Raw genomic sequence first — 20,033 nt, forward strand, 5'->3', positions numbered from 1 at the left:
GGGGTAGTGGGGTAGTGGGGTAGTGGGGTAGTGGGGTAGTGGGGTAGTGGAGCATTTGGCTGAAATTTCCCTAAACCCCTAAATCCCTATCACCCTATCTCCCGACTCCTGAATACTGACTCCTGAATACTGACTCCTGAATACTGATAACTGATAACTGATAACTGATGATTATTTAACGGCTAATACTTGTTCATCGAGGAAATCGTAGCCAGTTCTTTCTAATTCGAGAGCTAATTCTTTACCGCCACTGGTGACAATGCGTCCATCGTACATAACATGAATAACATCGGGTTCAATGTAGTTGAGCAGACGCTGATAGTGAGTGATAAGTAAAAAAGCGTTATCGGGAGTAGCTAAGTGATTGACTCCCTGGGCAACAATTCGCAAAGCATCGATGTCTAAACCGGAGTCAATTTCATCGAGAATTCCTAAAGTAGGTTCTAATAAGGCCATTTGTAGAATTTCATTACGTTTTTTCTCACCACCGGAGAAACCTTCGTTTAAACTTCTGCCAAGAAAGCTAGGATTCATCTGGACAACTTCTAGTTTTTTCTCGACTAATTCCTCAAAGTCAAAACTATCTAATTCTTCCGAGCCTAGATATTTTTGTCGGGCATTGTAGGCAACGCGAAGAAAATCGAGGTTACTAACGCCGGGGATTTCTAGGGGATATTGGAATGCGAGAAAGATACCCATAAGCGCTCGTTCATCGGGTTCTTTGTCTAAAAGATTTTCACCTTTATAAATTATTTCTCCCCCAGTTACTTCATAATCGGGATGTCCGGCGATTACTTTGGAAAAGGTGCTTTTCCCTGAGCCATTGCGTCCCATAATTGCGTGGGTTTCCCCTGCTTTAATTTCGAGGTTAACTCCTTTAAGAATCTGGTTTCCATCAATACTAGCGGTCAGATTTTTTACCGATAAAATTACTTCACTCATGGGATGTTTTTCTAGAACAAAAATATTAGTTTTTGGGGTTGACGGCGAATCATCAATTGATGGATAAATTGTCTTAGCTTTTGGTGGGTTACGGCTATCGCCTAACTTAGCTTTTGGTGGGTTACGGCTATCGCCTAACCCACCCTACTTTACTGATTATCCGACGGTTCCTTCTAGCTTGAGACTGAGGAGTTTATCGGCTTCGGCGGCGAATTCCATCGGTAATTTACTGAGGACATCCTTACAGAAACCACTGACTAACATAGAGACAGCATCTTCCTCGGAAATACCCCGTTGTGCGAAGTAGAATAATTGGTCTTCACCGATTTTAGAAGTAGAAGCTTCGTGTTCTACTTTAGCACTATTGTTATCCACCTGAATATAGGGAAAAGTGTTAGCTTCGGCATTATCTCCAATCAGCATAGAATCACACTGGGAGTAATTTCTTGCTCCCTTGGCTTTCGGTCCCATTTTCACTAAACCGCGATAACTATTTTGGGAATTACCCGCAGAAATTCCCTTAGAAATAATCGTACTTTTGGTGTTGCGGCCAATGTGAATCATTTTCGTACCTGTATCGGCCTGTTGTTTGTTATTAGTTAGGGCAATTGAGTAGAATTCTCCGACGGAATTATCGCCAACTAAGACACAACTGGGATACTTCCAAGTAATCGCTGAACCGGTTTCTACTTGCGTCCAAGAAATTTTAGAATTAACTCCTTTACACAGACCCCGTTTAGTGACGAAATTATAAATACCTCCCTTACCATTGGCATCGCCAGCGTACCAATTTTGCACCGTCGAATATTTAATATCCGCATTATCGAGGGCGACTAATTCCACGACGGCGGCATGAAGTTGATTACTATCGTACATCGGAGCGGTGCAACCTTCTAAATAACTTACCGATGCCCCTTCTTCAGCGACAATTAAAGTTCTTTCAAATTGTCCCGTCTCACCGTTATTAATCCGAAAATAGGTGGACAATTCCATCGGACAGGCGACACCTTTGGGGATAAAAACAAAGGAACCATCGCTAAAAACGGCAGAATTAAGAGCGGCAAAATAATTATCACCCACGGGAACGACACTGCCGAGATATTTTTGTACTAAGTCGGGATGTTCCTGTAAAGCTTCCGAAATAGAACAGAAAATAACCCCCTGTTCTGCTAGTTTTTCTTTAAAAGTTGTGGCGATAGAAACGCTGTCAAAGATAGCATCGACAGCGACATTAGAAAGGCGTTTTTGTTCCGAAAGGGGAATGCCTAATTTTTCAAAGGTTTCGATTAAAGTGGGGTCAACTTCTTCAAGACTGTTGAGTTTTGCTTTTTTCTGTTTGGGTGCAGAGTAGTAGATAATATTTTGATAATCAATGGCAGGATAGGAAACGTGCGGCCAACTGGGTTCGGTCATCTTTTGCCATTGATGGTAGGCCCGGAGACGAAAATCGAGCATGAATTCCGGTTCCTTCTTTTTCGCTGAAATTAGGCGAATAATCTCCTCATTTAAACCGCGGGGGATGGTTTCCGATTCGATATCGGTGATGAAACCGTACTTGTAGGGTTGGTTAACGAGATTTTTAACGGTGGTTGCACTCATGGGGGTTAGTGTTCTCTCTACGCGGTAGGCAGGGGAGGCAGTTAAACAACAAGAAAGTTGTTTAAATTGATTATATAATAGATTAACAACAAAGCTGTTGTCAAAGTCAGGGAAAATTTCAGAGGATGCTGGTAAACCTCTGTTATTCAAGTTACTCTGTAGGGGTAATTGGCCGCTCCTTGACCCTCAGCAATTGTACGCTAAAGCCTCTGTTTTTGGTATCATGACCACGACTCAACCCGCCTCGACGAAAGACGATATTCTGCAATATTTGCTCAAAAACGGTCAATCTACCGCCCAAGACTTGGCTGAGGAGTTAACTATTAGTCCGCAAGCGACGCGCCGCCATCTTAAGGATTTGGAGGGGGAAGGACTGATCGAATATTTTGCGGTACAAAATAAGATAGGACGACCCCAGCACATTTATCGTCTCAGTCGTCAAGGTCGTGGCCGTTTTCCCCATAATTACGATAATTTCGCTGTTTCTTTCCTCAATACTCTGGTGGAGACGGTGGGAGAGCAACAGGTGGGGGAAATTCTCAAAAAACAGTGGCAACGCAAAGCGGCAGAATATCAATTGCGCCTCGGCAAGGGGTCTTTAGGGGAAAGAATGAGAAAATTGCTAGAAATTCGCCAAGAGGAGGGTTATATGGCAGAATTAGTGGCACTGGAAGCAGAAAATAGTTATATCCTGGCCGAGCATCATTGCGCTATTGCTGAGGTCGCCGGTTCCTATCCCAGTATCTGTGGCCATGAATTAGAAATGTTTGCCATGCTACTGCCTGATTGTACGATCGAACGGACTCACTGGATCAACCAAGGTGAGCAACGATGTGGTTATCTAATTAAGTGCAAGGGTTGAAAGAGAAAGATTAGAGATTTTCATCGGGATTTATGCCCAATTCCCGCAGTTTAGCCGCTAATTTTGCGGATTTCTGCCTTTCCTGTTCAACTTGGGTTTCTGCCTGTTGTGCCGCTTCTGCGGGAGTGGGTACTAATTCACCTTCGGGGGTAAAATAGCGCAATTTATTGGCAGCTAAACCCAAATATAAGCCTAATTGTTGACTCCAGAGCCATCCCTGGGCATTGGGGGTAATCGGTTGATATTGACCGCTAATTAGAGTAAATCCTGCAAATTCTAAGCTTTCTGGGTCAAACCAAAAATAATCGGGAGTGCGAAATATATCCTGATAAATTTGTTTTTTCTCCTCTCGGTCAACTTTGGCGGTACTATCGGAGAGAATTTCGATAATTAAATTGGGATATTTGCCCTCTTCTTGCCAAACTACCCAACTTCTGCGGTTGGGATTGGGATTTGTCCCCAAAAAGACGAAAAAATCGGGACCACGGCAGAATTCTGACTTTTTCTGGTTAGGACTGTAATAAATGGTTAAATTGCCGGCGGCAAAATAATCTTCTCGCTCGCGCCACCACCATTCTAAACACTGAATTAATAAAATAATTTGTTGTAGATGTAGGTTACTTTCCCAGGGTGGTTCATCACTCCAAAATTCGCCTTCTGGGAAGATTATCTCAGGGTTTACATGAGACTCGACTAGGGGTAAGCTTTGAGCGATAGTCATGGTTTATCCAACACAGATAAGTAGGGAGGCACAATTATTTGTAGGATGGGTTAGCGGTAGCGTAACCCATGCAGGCGTTGGGTTTCATGCTTCAACCCAACCTACGTTCATCTTATATTTAATTCCACCCACCCACTTAGGTTGATATTTAATTATAAATTACAGCCTTCTCTCATAAAGATGAAGTAGGAGGGTATTTGTCATCATCTCTAGACTACCTCTAAAACCAGAGACTTCACCTAACCCGCACTGCTGCCCAATAAAAATAAACTTAACAGGGTGCCACCATTCCAGAGACTATGAACCAACATCGAGGATAATAAATTTTTCGAGCGGGTGTAAACAAAGCCAAGAACACAACCTAGGACGGTTAAAGGCAGCACTTCTGACAAATTTTGGTGAGCAAGGGCAAAAATCAAACTACTAAGCGCAATCGCACCCCAAACAGGCAGATAACGAGTCAAAGAAGCTAGTAAAAAACCGCGAAAGACAATTTCCTCGAAAAAAGGAGCGGCAAGGGAAGCAGTAAAGCCAAAACAGATTAAAGCGAAGGTATTCTGGGATTCTAGGGCTAAAGTCAGCAGCGGGTTACTGCCTCCTTGTCCTTGCCAAATTAGTTGATTGAGCAAAGAAACGATAATAACCAGGGGTAAAGCGACGACATAGCCGGCTAATCCCCAGAGAAACCAAGGACTAAAGAGTTTAAAACGAAACCAATCGGGAGGTAAAGGGCGAAAAGGCTTGATCGCTAGATATAAAACCGATAAACTGCTCACTGTTAAGGCTAAATAACTAACTACAACGTATATTGCTTTAGCTTCTAGGTTAAATTTTTCGGGGTTGAGACTCAAGAAACTCGATAAAATCCCGAAAATTACCGGTAAAACAATTTGTCCGACGAAAAAGAAACCGATAATTATTCCCCACCAGAGGGTTTCTCCTCCCCACTTAGTTTGCCAAGCGAGACTATCATCTAAAAAGAGCAGCGCTCGCTGTTGACGGAGAAGCCACTGCACTAATAAAAAGATCAACAGCACAAAACCGATTAAACCGCCGATAAGAGGCAACAAAGCCACTAAAATTAGTTTAATTAACGCATTAGCCGCCACTTCACTCTGTTTTTCCTCTAAAGCGAGTAAATCCTCTTGACGATTTTCGAGACTATATAATTTTTCCAGAATGGTATAACGGAACCATCCTTGAAAATTGCGATCGATTCTCGCTTCAGCATCGGCAGCAATTTCGGGGGGTTCACTGTACAATCCCTCTAACAGCAGCGCATTTCGTAAAATAGCAGGTTTATAGTTCTCAAATGCTGATTTTTCCTTGATGTCTTGCCAGATTTGCCGTGCTGAATCCAAGTCACCTTGACTAGCTTGAATGAGACTTAATTTCAGTTCTAAATCCTTTAGGGAATTGATTTCCCGCTCAAGGGATTTTTTTTGTTCGGGATTAACTGCTGATTTTTTTAGTTCGGTGATTGTTTTTTTGGCACTTTTCTGGGCGGATAAATACTGTTCCTCAGCAGTAGTATAAGGATCTTCACCGATCAGGGAGGTTTGCATTAATTTAAGATTAGCAAATTCCTCGCTATTAGGATCAGCATCGCTGCTTAGAGTCGTGACTTGTAGATTGAGATTGGTTTGATATAGTTGAATATTAGATTGGATTTGAGGCTGATTAACACTGGAAATTAAAGCTGTAACCACTGGAGTTAAGGCAATAATTGTTAAGACAAAAGCGATCGCTTGTTTGAGACTTTGCCAGGGGAGTTTTTTTGAGAAATTATCGAACATGAAAATAGTTAAGTGGGAGTTAGAGGTTAGCTGATGGGGTGATGGGGATTGGGTGATAGATGTTGGGGTTTTAGGGTTTTAGAGTTTTAGGGTTTTAGTTGAAATTACCCTATCCCCCCATTTCCCTATTCCCTAATTATTAACTAACTACTTGAGAAAAAAGCTTTTCGTATTGATCCAAAGTCTTTTCAAAGGCATAATTTTCTTCTGCGTATTGTCGTCCTTTTTCTCCTAGTATAGTTGCTAAATCTGGGTTTTTGTATAGCTTTAAAATAGCCGTAGCTAATGCCTCCGGATCTTCAGGAGTAACCACCAAACCACCACCACTACGCTTGATCGCCCTAGCAGCAGTTCCATCGGCGGGAACAGAAGCAATAATAGCACGACCACTAGCTAATAATACCTGAATTTTGGACGGCATATTAAAGGAAATAACGTTATGTTTTTGCATCACCATACCCACATCAGCAGCGGCTAACATTTCTGGTAATTTTTCCCGGGGTTGAAAGGGTAATAAAAGCACATTACTCGCCCCCTGTTGTTGGCGATACTTTTCTAGGCGATCAAGGGCTTCTTTTTTACCAACAATTACCACTTTAATCTCAGGAATATTAACTAAATGAACTGCGGCATCGATCAGAGTTTCTAAGGGTTGGGTTAGGGCAATATTGCCAGAATATAAAACAACAAACTTGCCCTCAAGATGATTTTCTTGGCGAAAATAATTATGGTTTTTCGGCAAAGGTTTAATAAAGCTGACATCGACCCAATTAGGAATTTCAATAATTTTCTGACTCGGCACATTTTTAGTTAGGAGATTTTTGGTAAAACCATCGGCAATAACCGAGATTTTGCTGGCAGTTTTGTAGGCAAATTTTTCGAGACTGCTAAAAACCTTAATCATTTTCTGATTAGTTAATAATCCCACATGAACTGCCGCATCGGGCAGAATATCCTGTAAATTTAGAATAATCGGTACTCCATATAATTTACTCAATAAAGCGGCGGGAACGCAAACGGGTAATCCGGGGACAGTTAAGAAAATTAGATCGGGTTTTTCTCCTTTGAGAGCCTGAAAGAAACTCAAAAAAACAAAGCTAAATTCAAAGAAAATTCGATTTTTTAAACTTCTTTGGGGGCGCGCCCAAACGTAGGAACGTTGAATTTTAACACCGTTGCGTTCTTCTTCCAGATAGATTTTTCCTCGGTATTCGGGATCGATTTCACTATTAGGATACCAAGGAAAAGCCGTCAAAACCCTGACTTGATGACCTCTTTTAACCAATCCCTCCGCCAATTCTGTCATCAGGGGAGCGATGCCGATCGGTTCGGGATAATAGTTATAAGAATAGAGCAAAATTCGCATAGGGATGGCAATTTGGTTGGGCGATTCAGTTTCATGATTTTATCAATAGTTACTGGTTTTTTGACCAGTCAGATGCGCTTTTGTCAGGGATTACCCTAGAAAGAGGTGAGGATTAGCGGTGAGAGATGCCGAAAAAAGGGGCAATTGGCTGCTAAATTAATCCTCAAAACCCATAACTATTCCCCCTTACCCCAGCCTCAATACTGACCCTTATTTTTCCCGTACCCGGTGGCCGATATCACGACGATAATAGATGCCCTGAAAGTGTATCCTGTTCACCGATTGATAGGCAAGTTCGATCGCCTGATTAAAATTGGCTCCCATCGCCGTGACACCCAAAACCCGGCCGCCATCGGTGAAAATATCGCCGTGTTTTAAAACCGTGCCGGCGTGGAAAACGATCGCCCCTGCAGTTTCAGCGGCCTTAATTCCCGTGATTAACTGGCCTTTTTCGTAGTGGTCGGGATAACCGGCAGAGGCAGCCACCACACAAACGGCACTACCGGAGCGCCATTGTAAAGAGGGGAAATCAGTTAATTTTTGTTGAGCGCAAGCCAGCAGCAGCGGTGCCAGGGGAGTTTCCAGTAGGGGTAAAACCGCTTGGGTTTCGGGATCGCCAAAACGACAGTTAAATTCAAGAACTTTTGGCTCTCCGGCGGGGGAAATCATTAAACCCGCGTAGAGGACTCCTCGATAGTCAATGCCGCGTTTTTGTAGGGTGGCGACGATGGGGGCAAGGATGTCTCGGTCCACCGCTTCGATAATGGCGGCGGTGGCTATGGGTGCGGGGGCATAAACTCCCATACCGCCGGTATTTTTGCCGGTATCGCCTTCACCGATCCGCTTGTGATCTTGGGCGGGTAGCAGGGAACGAAAGCTGATCCCATCGGTGAGGGTGAGGATAGACACTTCTTCTCCCTCTAGGAATTCTTCCACCACGACTTTAGTAAAGCCACTGGTAAAAAGATCATCGATCGCTTCTAGGGCCGTATCTACGGTTTCGGCGACAATTACCCCTTTTCCTGCGGCTAATCCGTCAGCTTTCACCACAATTGGCGCTCCTTGCTCTCGGATATAAGTTTTTGCTAATTCTGCATCGGTAAAGGTTTCGGAAGTGGCGGTGATAACTCCGGCTTCGTTCATTAATTCTTTGGCCCAGGATTTGCTCGATTCAATTAAGGCCCCGGTTTGTGTGGGGCCAAAAACGGCAATTTCTTGGCCGAGAAGATGATCGGTAATGCCGAGGGAGAGGGGATATTCTGGCCCGACAACCACCAGATCGACGCAATTTTCTCGGGCAAAACGGCTAATTTCAGCAAAATCCTCCATTGCTAGGGGGATATTTTCACATTGAGGTAAAATTGCCGTTCCCCCATTACCTGGAATACAGAACACTTGTTCTACTTGAGGCGATTGTAGGAGTTTCCAAGCTAGAGCGTGTTCTCGACCACCACTGCCGATAACGATAATTTTCACGGATAAACGCAGCCTAAATGACGATGGCTTAATTATCCCCTAGCTCTGGGGCGCCATTGGCTAGAAGTTGAGATTATTTAACTTTTTAATCGATTTGACGGATTCAGGATTCAGGAGTCAGGAGTCAGGAGATAGGAGTCAGGAGATAGGAGTCAGGAGATAGGAGATTATTTTATTTATTCTCCCCACTCCCCGTTACAGTAGAGCAGGAAGTCGCCTTCCCACCCCCTGCTTCAAAACCGGACTTACGACTTTCGCCGTATCCGGCTCCTGAGTAACTAGGCTACTGTCATTAGTAGAATAATAATGGGAATTATTATTTCCTTGTCTATTCAACTCTCTTGGCTGTATCCCCACCAGACAAGATTGTTGGTTTTAGGGCGTATATGACCGTTGATTGTTGCTTAGACTTCCTAGTTACCCGTCCTTTGTTAGCATATCTTTGATATTACTCAAAGCCTTGGCTTTTAAGGACATCCTCTCCCTCTATGGCTCTTCTCGACTTTGTGTGATAATTTTTGCTTATGTAAGGTTAAATGCTTACTGGGCAAGACTTTTAGGACTATTTTGAAAGAAGAAACTATCAGTATAGACCTCGTTTACACACAGAAACCAGAAGAGCCCCTCTATTGACTTGCGGATGGTTTCCTACTGCCCCGAACGGGCAGAGTCAATCAGGGTTACTTCGTTCCCTATAACCATTGGTTGAACCGTATTTGATGATAGGGACTTCCAGAGAATAAAATACCCAACAAAAAAATAGAAAAGTGTTTTTTTGAAAAAGTAATTATTTTTGTCTAGGAAAGAGGGCTCTTCGGTTTGTGTTATGCAATGGACGGGAGTTATAAGGGATGGAACCCTTATATAGAAAGGCATTTAGCGATTTTTGTTAATTGTTTTTTTCTAGAGCGAACTAATCAATTAAGTCTCTTGCCAGATAAGGATTTAGTCGATTTATGCCCCCCTATCGAACCATACCAAGTAACGAAGAACCACAAAGAGTCTCCCATTACAACCTATTTTTCCGAAAAAATAGGCAGCACAAACTCTTATACTTCCGAGCTTTTTCGAGTATAACAAGGACAAGTTAAAGAATCAAAGACAGTTTTTAGCTAACCATCTTAGTTAACTACAAACTAGGTCTTATCATAATAGATATCAATAAACCATTGTCCCAAATCGGGAAAGTCTTGATTCGTTGATTCTGTGAGACGTTCGATTTTTTCTTCGATTTTTTCCCTGGCTTTTTTAGTAAGCTTTACTCCTTTTTCATAAGTTTCAGTAATCAACTTAACAATCGGGTGTTTTCCTTTCCAAGTCATAGTTTGGGCGAATTTCAAAGCCGTTTCGATTTCATCTAAAATACTCCCATTCCAATGGTTTTCTAACACAGCCCAGGTTCGTTCAATAGGATTATATTTACTATGGTAAGGGGGATAGTAAGCTAAACGTATATTAACTTGATATTTTTGGGAAAACTCAACTATACGTTTCATGAACTGAGTTCGTCTCGAATTATTTTCTGGGCCATTATCTTGATTAATTATCAAAGTTTTAATTTTCTCAAAACGAGATTTTTCCGACTCCCAGAAATCTTCTAATATATCAACAATAAAGTCACTGGTGACTGTGGAGGCAGTGAAATACAAAAACAACTCATCAAATTCTGGAATAAATATTCCGTAAGGGGTTAGGGTTGTTTTCGGATTAAAATCATGATCGTTTGTTTCGACAGTTATTCTATTCTTACCTCCTCGATCAAATAGTCCAATATTAACACGGGCTTTGGCATCCAAACTAAGACGTAACATCGTAGGGTCTTCATCCGCTTCCCGATTAATGTTAGCTAATTCCTCAAAGATTGCCTCGGTTTCTGGAATTTTTTTTGAGGTAAAACTTTAGCGACTCTTTTCAGACGATAACCTAAGTTATTTAATTTAACCCGAATAGTTTCCTCGCTCGGTAAATCCTCATCACTGTACCCATATTTAGAGATTAATTGCTTTCGGACTTCGGCCGCACTCAGTCTCACATAAAGCCTTTGGCTTTTAAAACTTGGGTCAGTTTGGCTTTGAGAATCCACTAAACTTTTGATGTTTTCCAATAGAAAAGGTAAATGTTCTTCTGCTTTTTTCCGCCCCTTAGCTGAATGATTATCAACACAAATAATACCTCTTTTTAGTTCTTTAATTCCTTGACGAATAGTAGTTCGATTCCAGCCTAACTCCTGTGCAGCAAGGGTTTGTCCCCCATAGCCTAATTCTAAGACTGTTTGGGCCATGAATCTTCTTTTAGCTGCACCTTTTAATTGAAGTGCAGTTTCACTGAGCAATTTCTTGAGGGAATCAGTTAATTCCATATACACTTAAAAAGAAAAACTTGATTAATAATGTACAGGATTAATTCTACTACAAAATTGGAAGGAGGAGGCAACCATCGACCCCTACCTCCTACACTCCGAGAATGATTATTATTATTGAGCATGAATAGTTTATTTTTTGGAAGTCCCATACTGTCCACAACAGAGTAACGGGAATGCCTTACTGATAGTGGTATGAGCTATCAGCCCCAACTCTGTTAACTTTTGTTTCGAGCCTGTCAGCCTTTTGGCTCGTGGGTGTTGACGATGGTTAATTCGTATCTTCGCCCCAGGGCTATCCATAGGTTCTGGCTCAACGGGTTTCTGATTTAGGCTATCAGATACCGCTTTTTTTCCTCGCTCACTACCTCAGATGTACCAAGTCTAAAGCAGCAGGAAATGCCGTCACTCTAGGCATCTAGAGGACAGGACTAAGGTTATTACTAACCCGCACCTGTAAGGTTATAAAGTTATCAAGGTACTACATTTACCAAGCGGCTAATCCTCTAAACGTCTTACTGTCTAGTTTCTAGCCAACGAATCGCACCACACCCCACACCCTGTCCCCACGAAAAACTTTTTGCCGCAAACCCTAGATAGGGAACAGCTGATCACTGGATTTGACGGAGAAAGGACAAATCAACTTGGCCGAAATGAATACTAAAAGCTACTTGCAGATTTTCTAGGGATTTAACCAACCAAGGCACTTGATCGCGAGAATAACTCTCGTAGTGGTTAAACAGAATCGAAAAACGTTTATCTAATTGGGGTTTTGCCTGGGGACAGATCAAAACCAACTTGAGCAATAACCCCACAGTCCGAGTTACCCCCATATTGGTGATCATATCCATAAGAAGGTAATGATCGGGTTTTTGCCCGCTTTCCACCACCAGATAATTTAACAGTTGGCTAGAAGTACGCAGCATGAGAAATTCACTCGGTTTTTGTTGATCGCAGTGGGGTAGAGTATTTTGCAGGATATCGTCGAGTTTTTGGTGAAATTGCCCCTTGCCGTAGTCTAAGGAGGTAATTAGATAATCGTAGAGATCATTTTTGAAATCTTTATAGGTAGGGGTATAAACTGTATTCGCCAGAAAATTTTGCGAAAGCTCCTTATAAGTATAATTTCCTGCTACCGTCCCCAGATAATACTTGAGGGTGCGATTTAGCTCCTTATCATTGAGCAGGGTGGGATTTTCTACCGGTTGAATGATTCTCCCCGCTTCTTCCCTGATTTTTGGGCTATGAGCAACCTGTGCCAAACGTACCTGATAGGTGACATAACGAGAGAGATTTACCTCGAAACGGCTCTCGGTTTTCACCTTAATACGTCTAACGGTTTGTCGCTGTTCTCGGGGACTGTCATCACCGAGTAAATAGTAATCATAGAGATAGGGATAACGACTAATCAGGGTTCCCAGGGAAGCGGCGGTTTTTTCGCTGTATTGGCCGCTAATAATTCTCGCCAGACGCTGCATCCTAACGTAGTCATCCGAGAGGGTAAATTTTTTGACCAGATGGCGCAAATTATTGGGGCTGCTGTAATGTCCGGGACGTGGGGAGGGCAAATTTTCCAGCAGCGATACCAATTCGGGAATTGCTGGCTGATGGGTGGGCTGCGTTTGCCATCGATTCACTAAAATATGACAGCAGCGGTTAAAGAAATGATCAAAACGACTTTCCACATCTTTGGCCTTGACAAGACGCTCTAGGGCTAAATAAATAGGAGCTTCTCGATAGCCCCCACCTTCGATAAACAGACGACGAAAATCCTCGATTAATTGCTCGGGGGAATCTGTCCTGGCGCGGTCGAGCCAATAATCGCACAGTAGCTGTTCTTCGTCTCTTTTTGGTCTTTGTTCACTGTTTAGACTAGCCATGGTTATTTGATTTAGCCCTCCTAAATCAGTAAGTAGTCATGCAAAATTAATTACCTGCCCGATCGAGCTAAAACCCTTACGGGGCAATGATCGTCATGTGTAAATAATTTTGCCTAGGTACTTAAGCGGATGGATTTTAGGGCTAGGACCATAAAGGGGTCAATTGTGATTAGATAGTAGATGCTCCCTTCTGAGGATGCCCCTATTTTGGGTCATTGTAGTGACCGAGTTGATCCATTTTAGCTTGGCAAGTTTAGGAAAATTACCCTTGGCTTACCTGGCCAAGCTTGCGGACTATGCCCAGATTAATAAAAATTTAGGCAGCGTACCCTGCTAATTAAGTTAGCAAAAAGAAACCCCGATCAGATGTGATCTAAGTCACATTTAAACCTAAATCCATCTTCTAGATAATTCGGAATTTACTCTAAGTATTTCTATTGTCTATGCCCTGTCATTTATCCCTCAATCAACTCGCTCAACTATTATCCTTACAAAATAAGGGTGACATAAGTTTTAGTCCCGATAGTTTAGTATCTGGAATTAATACCGATAGTCGTAGTATTAAGTCTGGACAAGCATTTTTGGCATTAAAGGGTGATAATTTTAATGGTCATGATTTTATCGATATGGCTATAGAAAAGGGAGCGGCGACCTTGATTGTTGATCAGCCAGTGTCGGTAAATTACTCTAAAAATATTCCCGTATTCCTAGTCCAGAATACCCTAGAAACCTATCAGCAATTGGCCCATTGGTGGCGGAATCAATTTACTATACCCGTGATTGCTATTACGGGATCGGTGGGGAAAACCACGACTAAAGAATTAATCGCTTCGGTATTAGCAACCCGGGGAAAGGTACATAAAACCCTAGCTAATTATAACAATGAGATCGGAGTGCCGAAAACTCTCCTCGAACTGGATGAAACTCACGATAGTGCCGTAATCGAGATGGGAATGCGGGGACGGGGAGAAATTGCCCTGCTCGCTCAAATCGCCCAACCGACGATCTCAGTGATTACTAATGTGGGAACCGCTCACATCGGTCGTTTAGGGTCGGAGTCGGCGATCGCAGAGGCCAAATGCGAGTTATTGGCCGAGTCTCCTTCTAGTAGTATAGCAGTTCTTAACTACGATCACCCTTTACTTACCGAAACAGCTAAACGGGTATGGCAGGGGGAAACAATTACCTATGGCTTCTCTGGCGGCGATATAGTCGGGGAATTACTAGATTTAACTACTTTACGAGTCAATGGACTAGATTTTAACTTACCTTTATCCGGTCGTCATCATGCTTTAAATTTTATGGCAGCCTTGGCTGTAGCGAAAATTTTAGGCATCGATTGGACTTCTTTGCAACAGGGAATTAAGGTTAATTTACCCAGTGGTCGGGCCAAACGTTACCAATTAGCAACCGATATCCTACTCCTCGATGAAACCTATAACGCCGGTCTAGAATCAATGTTAGCGGCCTTGGATTTGCTGAAAGCTACCCCCGGTCAGCGTCATATTGCTGTTTTAGGCACGATGAAGGAGTTAGGGTCTTTTTCGGAGCAATTACATCGCCAAGTCGGTGAGAGGGTGCAAAAACTAGGCATAGATCGCTTGTTTGTCTTGGTGGATGACCCAGAAGCTAAGTTTATTGCTGAGGCCGCTACTGGTGTCGATTGCGAATGTTTTCAAACTCACGCAGATTTAATTAATCGTTTAAAGGAAGTGATCGATTTCGGCGATCGCATTTTGTGCAAGGCTTCCCATTCCGTCGGTTTAAATCGGGTGGTGGAGGAGTTAATCAGTGATATTGGGAGTTAGGGAATAGGTGTTAGAGAATAGAGCCTTTTTTAGCAAGAATAGCCGATTAAAAACTGTTTTTTCGGTGATTTTAGCTATAGTTTTCTTTTTTTCGGCCGCTCAAGTCTCTTTTGCTCAACAATCGAGACGACTGGAGACTTATCTCCCAGATCTCAGTGGTTTAGCTTGGGTAGAAGCAGATATTTTTCTAGGGGTTCACGATGCCAAAAATAAGGGCAAAAATAGTGATCCATCTCAAGCAAGGCTGAGTCTTTTACAGCTACCTACCCAGGAAAAACCGCTATTATGGCAGGTTTTAAGGGTAGATTGGCCAAATCCAGAGGGATTGAGTAACGATCTCGAAAGTATTACTCATATCCCTGAAACTAATTTGTTTTTGTTGGCTGAAAGTGGCGAGAAAAAACCTTTTCAACGGCTGTTTTTACTAGCATACAACCAGCAAAAAGTCAAGCTAGTTGAGCAAATAAATTGGCCGATTGCGGTGGAAAATGTAGAGGCGATCGCTGTTAGTCGGCAAGGCGATCGTTATCTATTTATCTACGCAGAACGGGCCGATAGTCAAGAGAGTACAAAGATTCGCTGGACGGATATCTCGCTCAATCCCTTAAAATTCGGGGAATTTCAGTCGGTAACTTTTCGGAGTCCTTTTGGTAGTGGTAAAAATATTCGCCCCATCTCCGATTTAGCCGTAGATAAGCAAGGTAATATCTACATAGCTTCCGCTTACGATCCAGATAGTGCGGGGGTGTTTAGAAGTGCAGTTTACCGTATAGGTCAAGTTACAGCCGATAATAACCTAATTCTTGCCCCTAATCCCCAAAAAATTGCAGAAATCGATGGCTCCAAAGTGGAAGCGGTGACTACCAGAGAATCTCCGAGAGGTAAAATAGAAGTCTTTATCGGTACAGATGACGAGAATTATGGCGGTTTTCTGCGACCTTTGCTGTTAGATAATTAGCTATCGGTCGTCAGGAGATTATTTTTATTTATTCTTCCCACTCCCCACTTCCCCACTTCCCCACTTCCCTGCTTCCTTCTCTTCAATAACTACTCGCAGCTAGAAATCCGTTAGACCTTAGCATACTTTGTGCTTTTTGTCAAAAAAACTTTTTTTTTGCAATAAAACTACACAAAAAAAAGATCATCGTTGTGGGTGAAATTGACTCATTTACCTGTCTTAATTAGGATCACCTTCTAGGTGTGGTCAGGGTTTCAATCGTTGCTGCCTAAAAAAGCATAGAATACCCCATTCTGAAATTCTATCAAATCGCTGTCACCTTCATAACATCGTTGTTAAATAAAAATCTTTCTCAATAAAATCTTAAGAATTTGTAAATATTGCGGAATGTTAATTTAAATATTCTCAAGTTTTTGGAGTCAGTCAATAATTTTTGCTTATCTTTGTCCAACATTGGGTTAGGAGACAGTTATCAGTTATCAGTTATCAGTTATCAGATGTGAGTTTTTAGTTTATTAGAGTTCTTGCATAATTAATTCTTGAGAGTTCAAAAATGACAAAAATAGACATAAAACTGCATAAAATGCCTAAATGGAGCATTTAATCGATTAATGCACATTCTTAATTCTCCTGACTACTGACTACTGACTCCTTACTCCTCACCTAACAGAAGATTGTTGATTTTTGCAAGAGATCTATTGTTGACTGAAAAAGCTCCCCACACCCCACACCCTAAACCCTACACCCCACACCCCACACCCTACACCCCTCTCCCTTCTCCCTGCTCCGCAACGCCTATTTTCCGTCTAAACTTTTGTATAGGGATAGTCTGGGAAAGTATAGATAACTCTTAGACTAATTAATTCGGGACTCACATCACAATATAGACTATGGCTTACTATTGGTTTAAAGCATTTCACCTGATTGGGGTAGTTGTTTGGTTTGCGGGACTATTTTATTTAGTACGTTTGTTTGTCTATCATGCGGAGGCAGCAACACAAACAGAACCCGCACAAGCTATTCTGAAAGCACAATACGAGATCATGGAGAAGCGACTCTACAATATCATCACCACACCGGGGATGATTGTCACCGTGGCCATGGCGATCGGTTTAATCTCCACAGAACCGGAAATTTTAAAATCGGGATGGTTACATATTAAATTATCCTTTGTGGCTCTTTTACTGCTCTATCATTTCTACTGTGGTCGCATCATGAAGAAGCTAGAAAAAGGGGAATGTAATTGGACGGGACAGCAATTTCGGGCATTAAATGAAGCACCAACCCTGTTATTGGTAGTTATTGTCCTTTTGGCAGTATTTAAGAATCAATTACCCCTCGATTTGACCACTTGGTTAATTGTAGCTTTAGTGGTATTAATGGCAGTGACAATCCAACTTTATGCTAAAAAACGTCGCCAAGATCAAGAAAAACTTCGGCAAAATACTCCCCAAAAAGAGGAAGTAGCGACCAGGTAAATTATCTCAATCATTGCCTAGGTTTCTAGGATAACATTTAAGAGTGGGTTGACAGCTATGGGATGGTCTTTTTAGTCCATCCCCATTGTATAGGTAGCAACCTTTAGCTTTTAGGTTTTTGGCTTTATGCTATTTTTAAATCTATACCAAAACTATTTAGGGTTTGCTGAAAAAGTACGGACGAAGCATTCGGATAGAAAATCTCCGGTTTCACCGATAGGTTATTGGCCGAATGCTTCACCCCTACAAAACGCGGGCCGATGAAAACGCAAGGTTTTGAACAACGCCATAAATAAAAACAATCTTCTGACTACTGACTTCTAACCCTAACAACAATTTTTGATTTTTACAAGAGGTCTTATGAATAGTTGCTGGATAGATTGGGAAAAAATAACTAGGGATTTTCTCAGTTCCCGCAAAATCAAGCAAGTTGCTGAATTGCGAGGATTCTATCGAGTTAATCCCTCTGGTATTCCTAGAATTCCTCCCAATTTAGAATTGAGAGACTACCAAAATACAGCGATTATCAGTTGGTTTCGTAATCGGGGACGAGGAACTTTAAAAATGGCCACCGGCAGCGGTAAAACTATTACTGCTTTAGCTATTGCCATGGAACTTTACCAAGCGATAGAACTGCAAGTATTATTAGTAATTTGTCCCTATCGTCACCTAGTCAATCAATGGCAACGAGAAGCGGAAAAATTTAATCTTAAACCGATTTTAGCCTACGAAAGTGTCCATATATGGCAAAGTCAACTATCCACAGAATTATATAATGTGCAAGCGGGTAATCAAAAATTTGTCACTATTTTAACTACTAACTCAACTTTTATTAGCGAGGGTTTTCAATCACAAATAAAATTTTTTCCCGATAAAACTTTAATCGTTGGTGATGAAGCCCATAATTTAGGTTCCCCCCGATTAGAAGAGTTATTACCCCGTTCTTTAGGTCTAAGATTGGCTTTATCTGCAACTCCTGAAAGATATTTTGATCAGGAAGGAACCGACGCTATTCTTGAATATTTTGGACAAATTCTACAACCAGAATTTACCCTAGGTGATGCTATTAGAAAAGGAGCTTTAGTCAATTATTTTTATTATCCAATCTTGGTTGAATTAACCGATAATGAGGCTTTATTATACGCAAAATTAACCCAAAGAATCGGCTGGACTTTGCAGAAAAATAGTAATTTAAATGGTAATGAAAACCTCACCGCTTTGTTAATGCAAAGATCACGATTAGTTGGTTCAGCAAGTAATAAATTACAGGCTTTACAACAACTGATGCAAGAGCGTTTAGATACGGATCATACTTTGTTTTATTGTGGGGATGGTTATCTAGAAAATTATACTGCTAATTATCGTCGTCAGGTAGAGGCAGTTACTCATTTGTTAGGCAATCAATTAGGTTATCGAGTTGCTATCTACACCGCAGAAACTTCCCTAGAAGAACGAGAAAAAATTCGCCAACAATTTGAGGAGGGTTATCTGCAAGGATTAGTGGCAATTAGATGTTTAGATGAAGGAGTAGATCTGCCATCAATTCAAAACGCAGTCATTCTGGCTAGTAGTGGTAATCCTCGACAATTTATTCAGCGTCGCGGGCGAATATTGCGCCCCCATCCCGATAAAAAACAGGCGACTTTATTTGATATGATCGTTATGCCACCCACCTTAGATCGAGAAACCTGGGAAGTAGAAAGGAATTTATTACGCAAGGAATTAAAACGCTTTCTAGAGTTTGCTCAGTTAGCTATTAATGCTCAAGAAGCTGAGACTAAATTAGGGGAGATTCAAGATAGATATTGTCTTTTGTCTAATTAAAACTTGAAAAGTTAAATCTTGGCGGCTTTTATGCTAAAATAGAAGTTAGTCAAAAATTGATCGCCGAGAAAAATTAACCAAACCAGATAGCGATCGATAAAGTTGTATAATTTTCCTTCCTCTCCTTCTAAATTTCTATGCCTCCCCGTCAACAACCCCGTCGCATTGCTCGAGAACTTGCCCTTTTGAGTTTAAGTCAGATTAAAGGCAATCCTGAAAACCTGGAACAGCAAACTTTAAACGATTTAATTTTAGTTGCAGTTAGAACCTTAACCGTCGAAATTCAAGAAACCTTAGAAACCGCTGCCGCTGAAATTAGTCGTGGTAATGAACGGATTCTCGCTAGTGATACTAAGGCAACAAATCTAAAAAGCGCCCAAACCATGGTAAAAGAAGCAATTTCTCTTACCCACAATGCCATTAATCGTTTAGGAACCGTGATAGATTTTCCCGAAATTGTCCAGTTATCTAGTCAGTACGAAGTGCGGGAATATGCCCTAGAATTAATCGGTACAGTCTATCGTCGTCGTGCGGAAATTGAACAGGAATTAACCAGTGCTTTAGTGGATTGGCAACTGCATCGTTTACCAAGAATTGATCGGGATATCCTGCAAATTGCCGTGGCAGAAATGCTCTATCTCGATATACCTCAAAAAGTAGCAATTAATGAGGCGATCGAATTAGCCAAACGTTATTCTGATGATGAAGGTTATCGCTTTATTAATGGCGTTCTCCGACGGGTAACGAATAAGCTAAACGAAACAGAAAAAGCCCTATCTACCCAGAGTTAAACTGGGGAGCATCTCACTTACGCGATGAGTAATTATACTTAGCCTAAAAGCCACTCTTAATCGTGTCTTGGAACGAAATAGAGGCTTTTAAAGACCGCGTACATGGAGAATTAAAACAAGAATTACCCTCGAAAAGCCTATTTTTCTACTAAGTATTTATGCTCATTGCAAAG

General features: G+C 41.7%; 16 protein-coding genes. 7 read left to right on the top strand and 9 right to left on the bottom strand.

Going from position 1 to position 20,033, the window contains the following annotated elements:
• Window positions 1–171: 171 nt before the first annotated feature.
• A complete protein-coding gene (gene sufC / locus VL20_RS15990; protein ID WP_002795094.1) occupies window positions 172–942 on the bottom strand; it encodes a Fe-S cluster assembly ATPase SufC in 771 nt (256 codons plus the stop codon).
• Window positions 943–1,098: 156 nt separating this feature from the next.
• On the bottom strand, window positions 1,099–2,541 hold the full coding sequence (sufB, locus tag VL20_RS15995) for a Fe-S cluster assembly protein SufB (protein WP_052277068.1): 1,443 nt from the start codon (window positions 2,539–2,541) through the stop codon (window positions 1,099–1,101).
• Window positions 2,542–2,764: 223 nt separating this feature from the next.
• Between sufB and sufR the strand changes: the two genes are divergently transcribed.
• Window positions 2,765–3,403, top strand: coding sequence for an iron-sulfur cluster biosynthesis transcriptional regulator SufR (gene sufR / locus VL20_RS16000; RefSeq protein WP_052277069.1), 639 nt, complete (start codon window positions 2,765–2,767; stop codon window positions 3,401–3,403).
• 10 nt (window positions 3,404–3,413) lie between these two features.
• On the opposite strand, the gene VL20_RS16005 is transcribed toward sufR, so the two are convergent.
• The 6 genes from VL20_RS16005 to VL20_RS16040 all read right to left on the bottom strand — a co-directional run bounded on the left by VL20_RS16005 (window position 3,414) and on the right by VL20_RS16040 (window position 13,001).
• The gene (locus VL20_RS16005) at window positions 3,414–4,124 is read right to left on the bottom strand and encodes a Uma2 family endonuclease (protein ID WP_052277070.1); all 711 of its coding nucleotides are present in this window, start codon (window positions 4,122–4,124) and stop codon (window positions 3,414–3,416) included.
• 239 nt (window positions 4,125–4,363) lie between these two features.
• Complete coding sequence (locus VL20_RS16010; RefSeq protein ID WP_052277071.1) at window positions 4,364–5,920, bottom strand: CPBP family intramembrane glutamic endopeptidase; 1,557 nt, start codon at window positions 5,918–5,920, stop codon at window positions 4,364–4,366.
• 139 nt (window positions 5,921–6,059) lie between these two features.
• Window positions 6,060–7,286, bottom strand: a complete 1,227-nt coding sequence (locus VL20_RS16015; protein ID WP_052277072.1) for a glycosyltransferase family 4 protein — start codon at window positions 7,284–7,286, stop codon at window positions 6,060–6,062.
• A gap of 210 nt (window positions 7,287–7,496) precedes the next feature.
• A complete protein-coding gene (gene purD / locus VL20_RS16020) occupies window positions 7,497–8,762 on the bottom strand; it encodes a phosphoribosylamine--glycine ligase (protein WP_052277073.1) in 1,266 nt (421 codons plus the stop codon).
• Window positions 8,763–9,898: 1,136 nt separating this feature from the next.
• A protein-coding gene (locus VL20_RS29045; protein WP_128575236.1) for an ISAzo13-like element ISMae28 family transposase occupies window positions 9,899–11,121 on the bottom strand; the annotation gives its coding sequence in 2 pieces (ribosomal slippage) (window positions 9,899–10,641 and window positions 10,641–11,121; 1,224 coding nt in all).
• A 611-nt stretch (window positions 11,122–11,732) separates the two neighbouring features.
• Entirely contained in the window at window positions 11,733–13,001 is a 1,269-nt protein-coding gene (locus VL20_RS16040) for a hypothetical protein (RefSeq protein ID WP_052277077.1), read from the bottom strand.
• Between the two features lie 443 nt (window positions 13,002–13,444).
• Between VL20_RS16040 and VL20_RS16045 the strand changes: the two genes are divergently transcribed.
• From VL20_RS16045 to VL20_RS16060, 5 genes are all read left to right on the top strand, one after another.
• On the top strand, window positions 13,445–14,809 hold the full coding sequence (locus VL20_RS16045) for a UDP-N-acetylmuramoyl-tripeptide--D-alanyl-D-alanine ligase (RefSeq protein ID WP_052277078.1): 1,365 nt from the start codon (window positions 13,445–13,447) through the stop codon (window positions 14,807–14,809).
• Window positions 14,810–14,816: 7 nt separating this feature from the next.
• A complete protein-coding gene (locus VL20_RS16050) occupies window positions 14,817–15,767 on the top strand; it encodes a hypothetical protein (protein WP_052277079.1) in 951 nt (316 codons plus the stop codon).
• Window positions 15,768–16,147: 380 nt separating this feature from the next.
• Window positions 16,148–16,270, top strand: a complete 123-nt coding sequence (locus VL20_RS32880) for a hypothetical protein (protein ID WP_284525823.1) — start codon at window positions 16,148–16,150, stop codon at window positions 16,268–16,270.
• A gap of 387 nt (window positions 16,271–16,657) precedes the next feature.
• Window positions 16,658–17,245, top strand: coding sequence for a protoporphyrinogen oxidase HemJ (gene hemJ / locus VL20_RS16055; RefSeq protein WP_002739167.1), 588 nt, complete (start codon window positions 16,658–16,660; stop codon window positions 17,243–17,245).
• A gap of 360 nt (window positions 17,246–17,605) precedes the next feature.
• Window positions 17,606–19,069: a DNA phosphorothioation system restriction enzyme gene (locus VL20_RS16060; RefSeq protein WP_052277080.1), complete on the top strand. Its 1,464-nt coding sequence runs from the start codon at window positions 17,606–17,608 to the stop codon at window positions 19,067–19,069.
• Between the two features lie 11 nt (window positions 19,070–19,080).
• Here the strand turns inward: VL20_RS16060 and VL20_RS31495 are convergent, their stop codons facing one another.
• Window positions 19,081–19,221 (bottom strand): hypothetical protein, encoded by a 141-nt coding sequence (locus tag VL20_RS31495; RefSeq protein WP_162490492.1) that lies wholly within the window; start codon window positions 19,219–19,221, stop codon window positions 19,081–19,083.
• Between VL20_RS31495 and nusB the strand changes: the two genes are divergently transcribed.
• On the top strand, window positions 19,207–19,860 hold the full coding sequence (nusB, locus tag VL20_RS16065; RefSeq protein WP_052277081.1) for a transcription antitermination factor NusB: 654 nt from the start codon (window positions 19,207–19,209) through the stop codon (window positions 19,858–19,860). The two genes, VL20_RS31495 and nusB, sit on opposite strands and share 15 nt — an antisense overlap.
• Window positions 19,861–20,033 lie beyond the last annotated feature (173 nt).

It is taken from the genome of Microcystis panniformis FACHB-1757, assembly GCF_001264245.1.
GTDB classification, from domain to species: Bacteria; Cyanobacteriota; Cyanobacteriia; order Cyanobacteriales; family Microcystaceae; genus Microcystis; species Microcystis panniformis.

What these genes read in the sequence shown, in the direction of transcription:
- VL20_RS16040 (WP_052277077.1), bottom strand. Translation starts at nt 13,001, where the DNA reads ATGGCTAGTCTAAACAGTGAACAAAGACCAAAAAGAGACGAAGAACAG.
- sufR (WP_052277069.1), top strand. Translation starts at nt 2,765, where the DNA reads ATGACCACGACTCAACCCGCCTCGACGAAAGACGATATTCTGCAATAT.
- sufC (WP_002795094.1), bottom strand. Translation starts at nt 942, where the DNA reads ATGAGTGAAGTAATTTTATCGGTAAAAAATCTGACCGCTAGTATTGAT.
- sufB (WP_052277068.1), bottom strand. Translation starts at nt 2,541, where the DNA reads ATGAGTGCAACCACCGTTAAAAATCTCGTTAACCAACCCTACAAGTAC.
- VL20_RS16010 (WP_052277071.1), bottom strand. Translation starts at nt 5,920, where the DNA reads ATGTTCGATAATTTCTCAAAAAAACTCCCCTGGCAAAGTCTCAAACAA.
- hemJ (WP_002739167.1), top strand. Translation starts at nt 16,658, where the DNA reads ATGGCTTACTATTGGTTTAAAGCATTTCACCTGATTGGGGTAGTTGTT.
- VL20_RS16045 (WP_052277078.1), top strand. Translation starts at nt 13,445, where the DNA reads ATGCCCTGTCATTTATCCCTCAATCAACTCGCTCAACTATTATCCTTA.
- VL20_RS16060 (WP_052277080.1), top strand. Translation starts at nt 17,606, where the DNA reads ATGAATAGTTGCTGGATAGATTGGGAAAAAATAACTAGGGATTTTCTC.
- nusB (WP_052277081.1), top strand. Translation starts at nt 19,207, where the DNA reads ATGCCTCCCCGTCAACAACCCCGTCGCATTGCTCGAGAACTTGCCCTT.
- VL20_RS16015 (WP_052277072.1), bottom strand. Translation starts at nt 7,286, where the DNA reads ATGCGAATTTTGCTCTATTCTTATAACTATTATCCCGAACCGATCGGC.
- VL20_RS16005 (WP_052277070.1), bottom strand. Translation starts at nt 4,124, where the DNA reads ATGACTATCGCTCAAAGCTTACCCCTAGTCGAGTCTCATGTAAACCCT.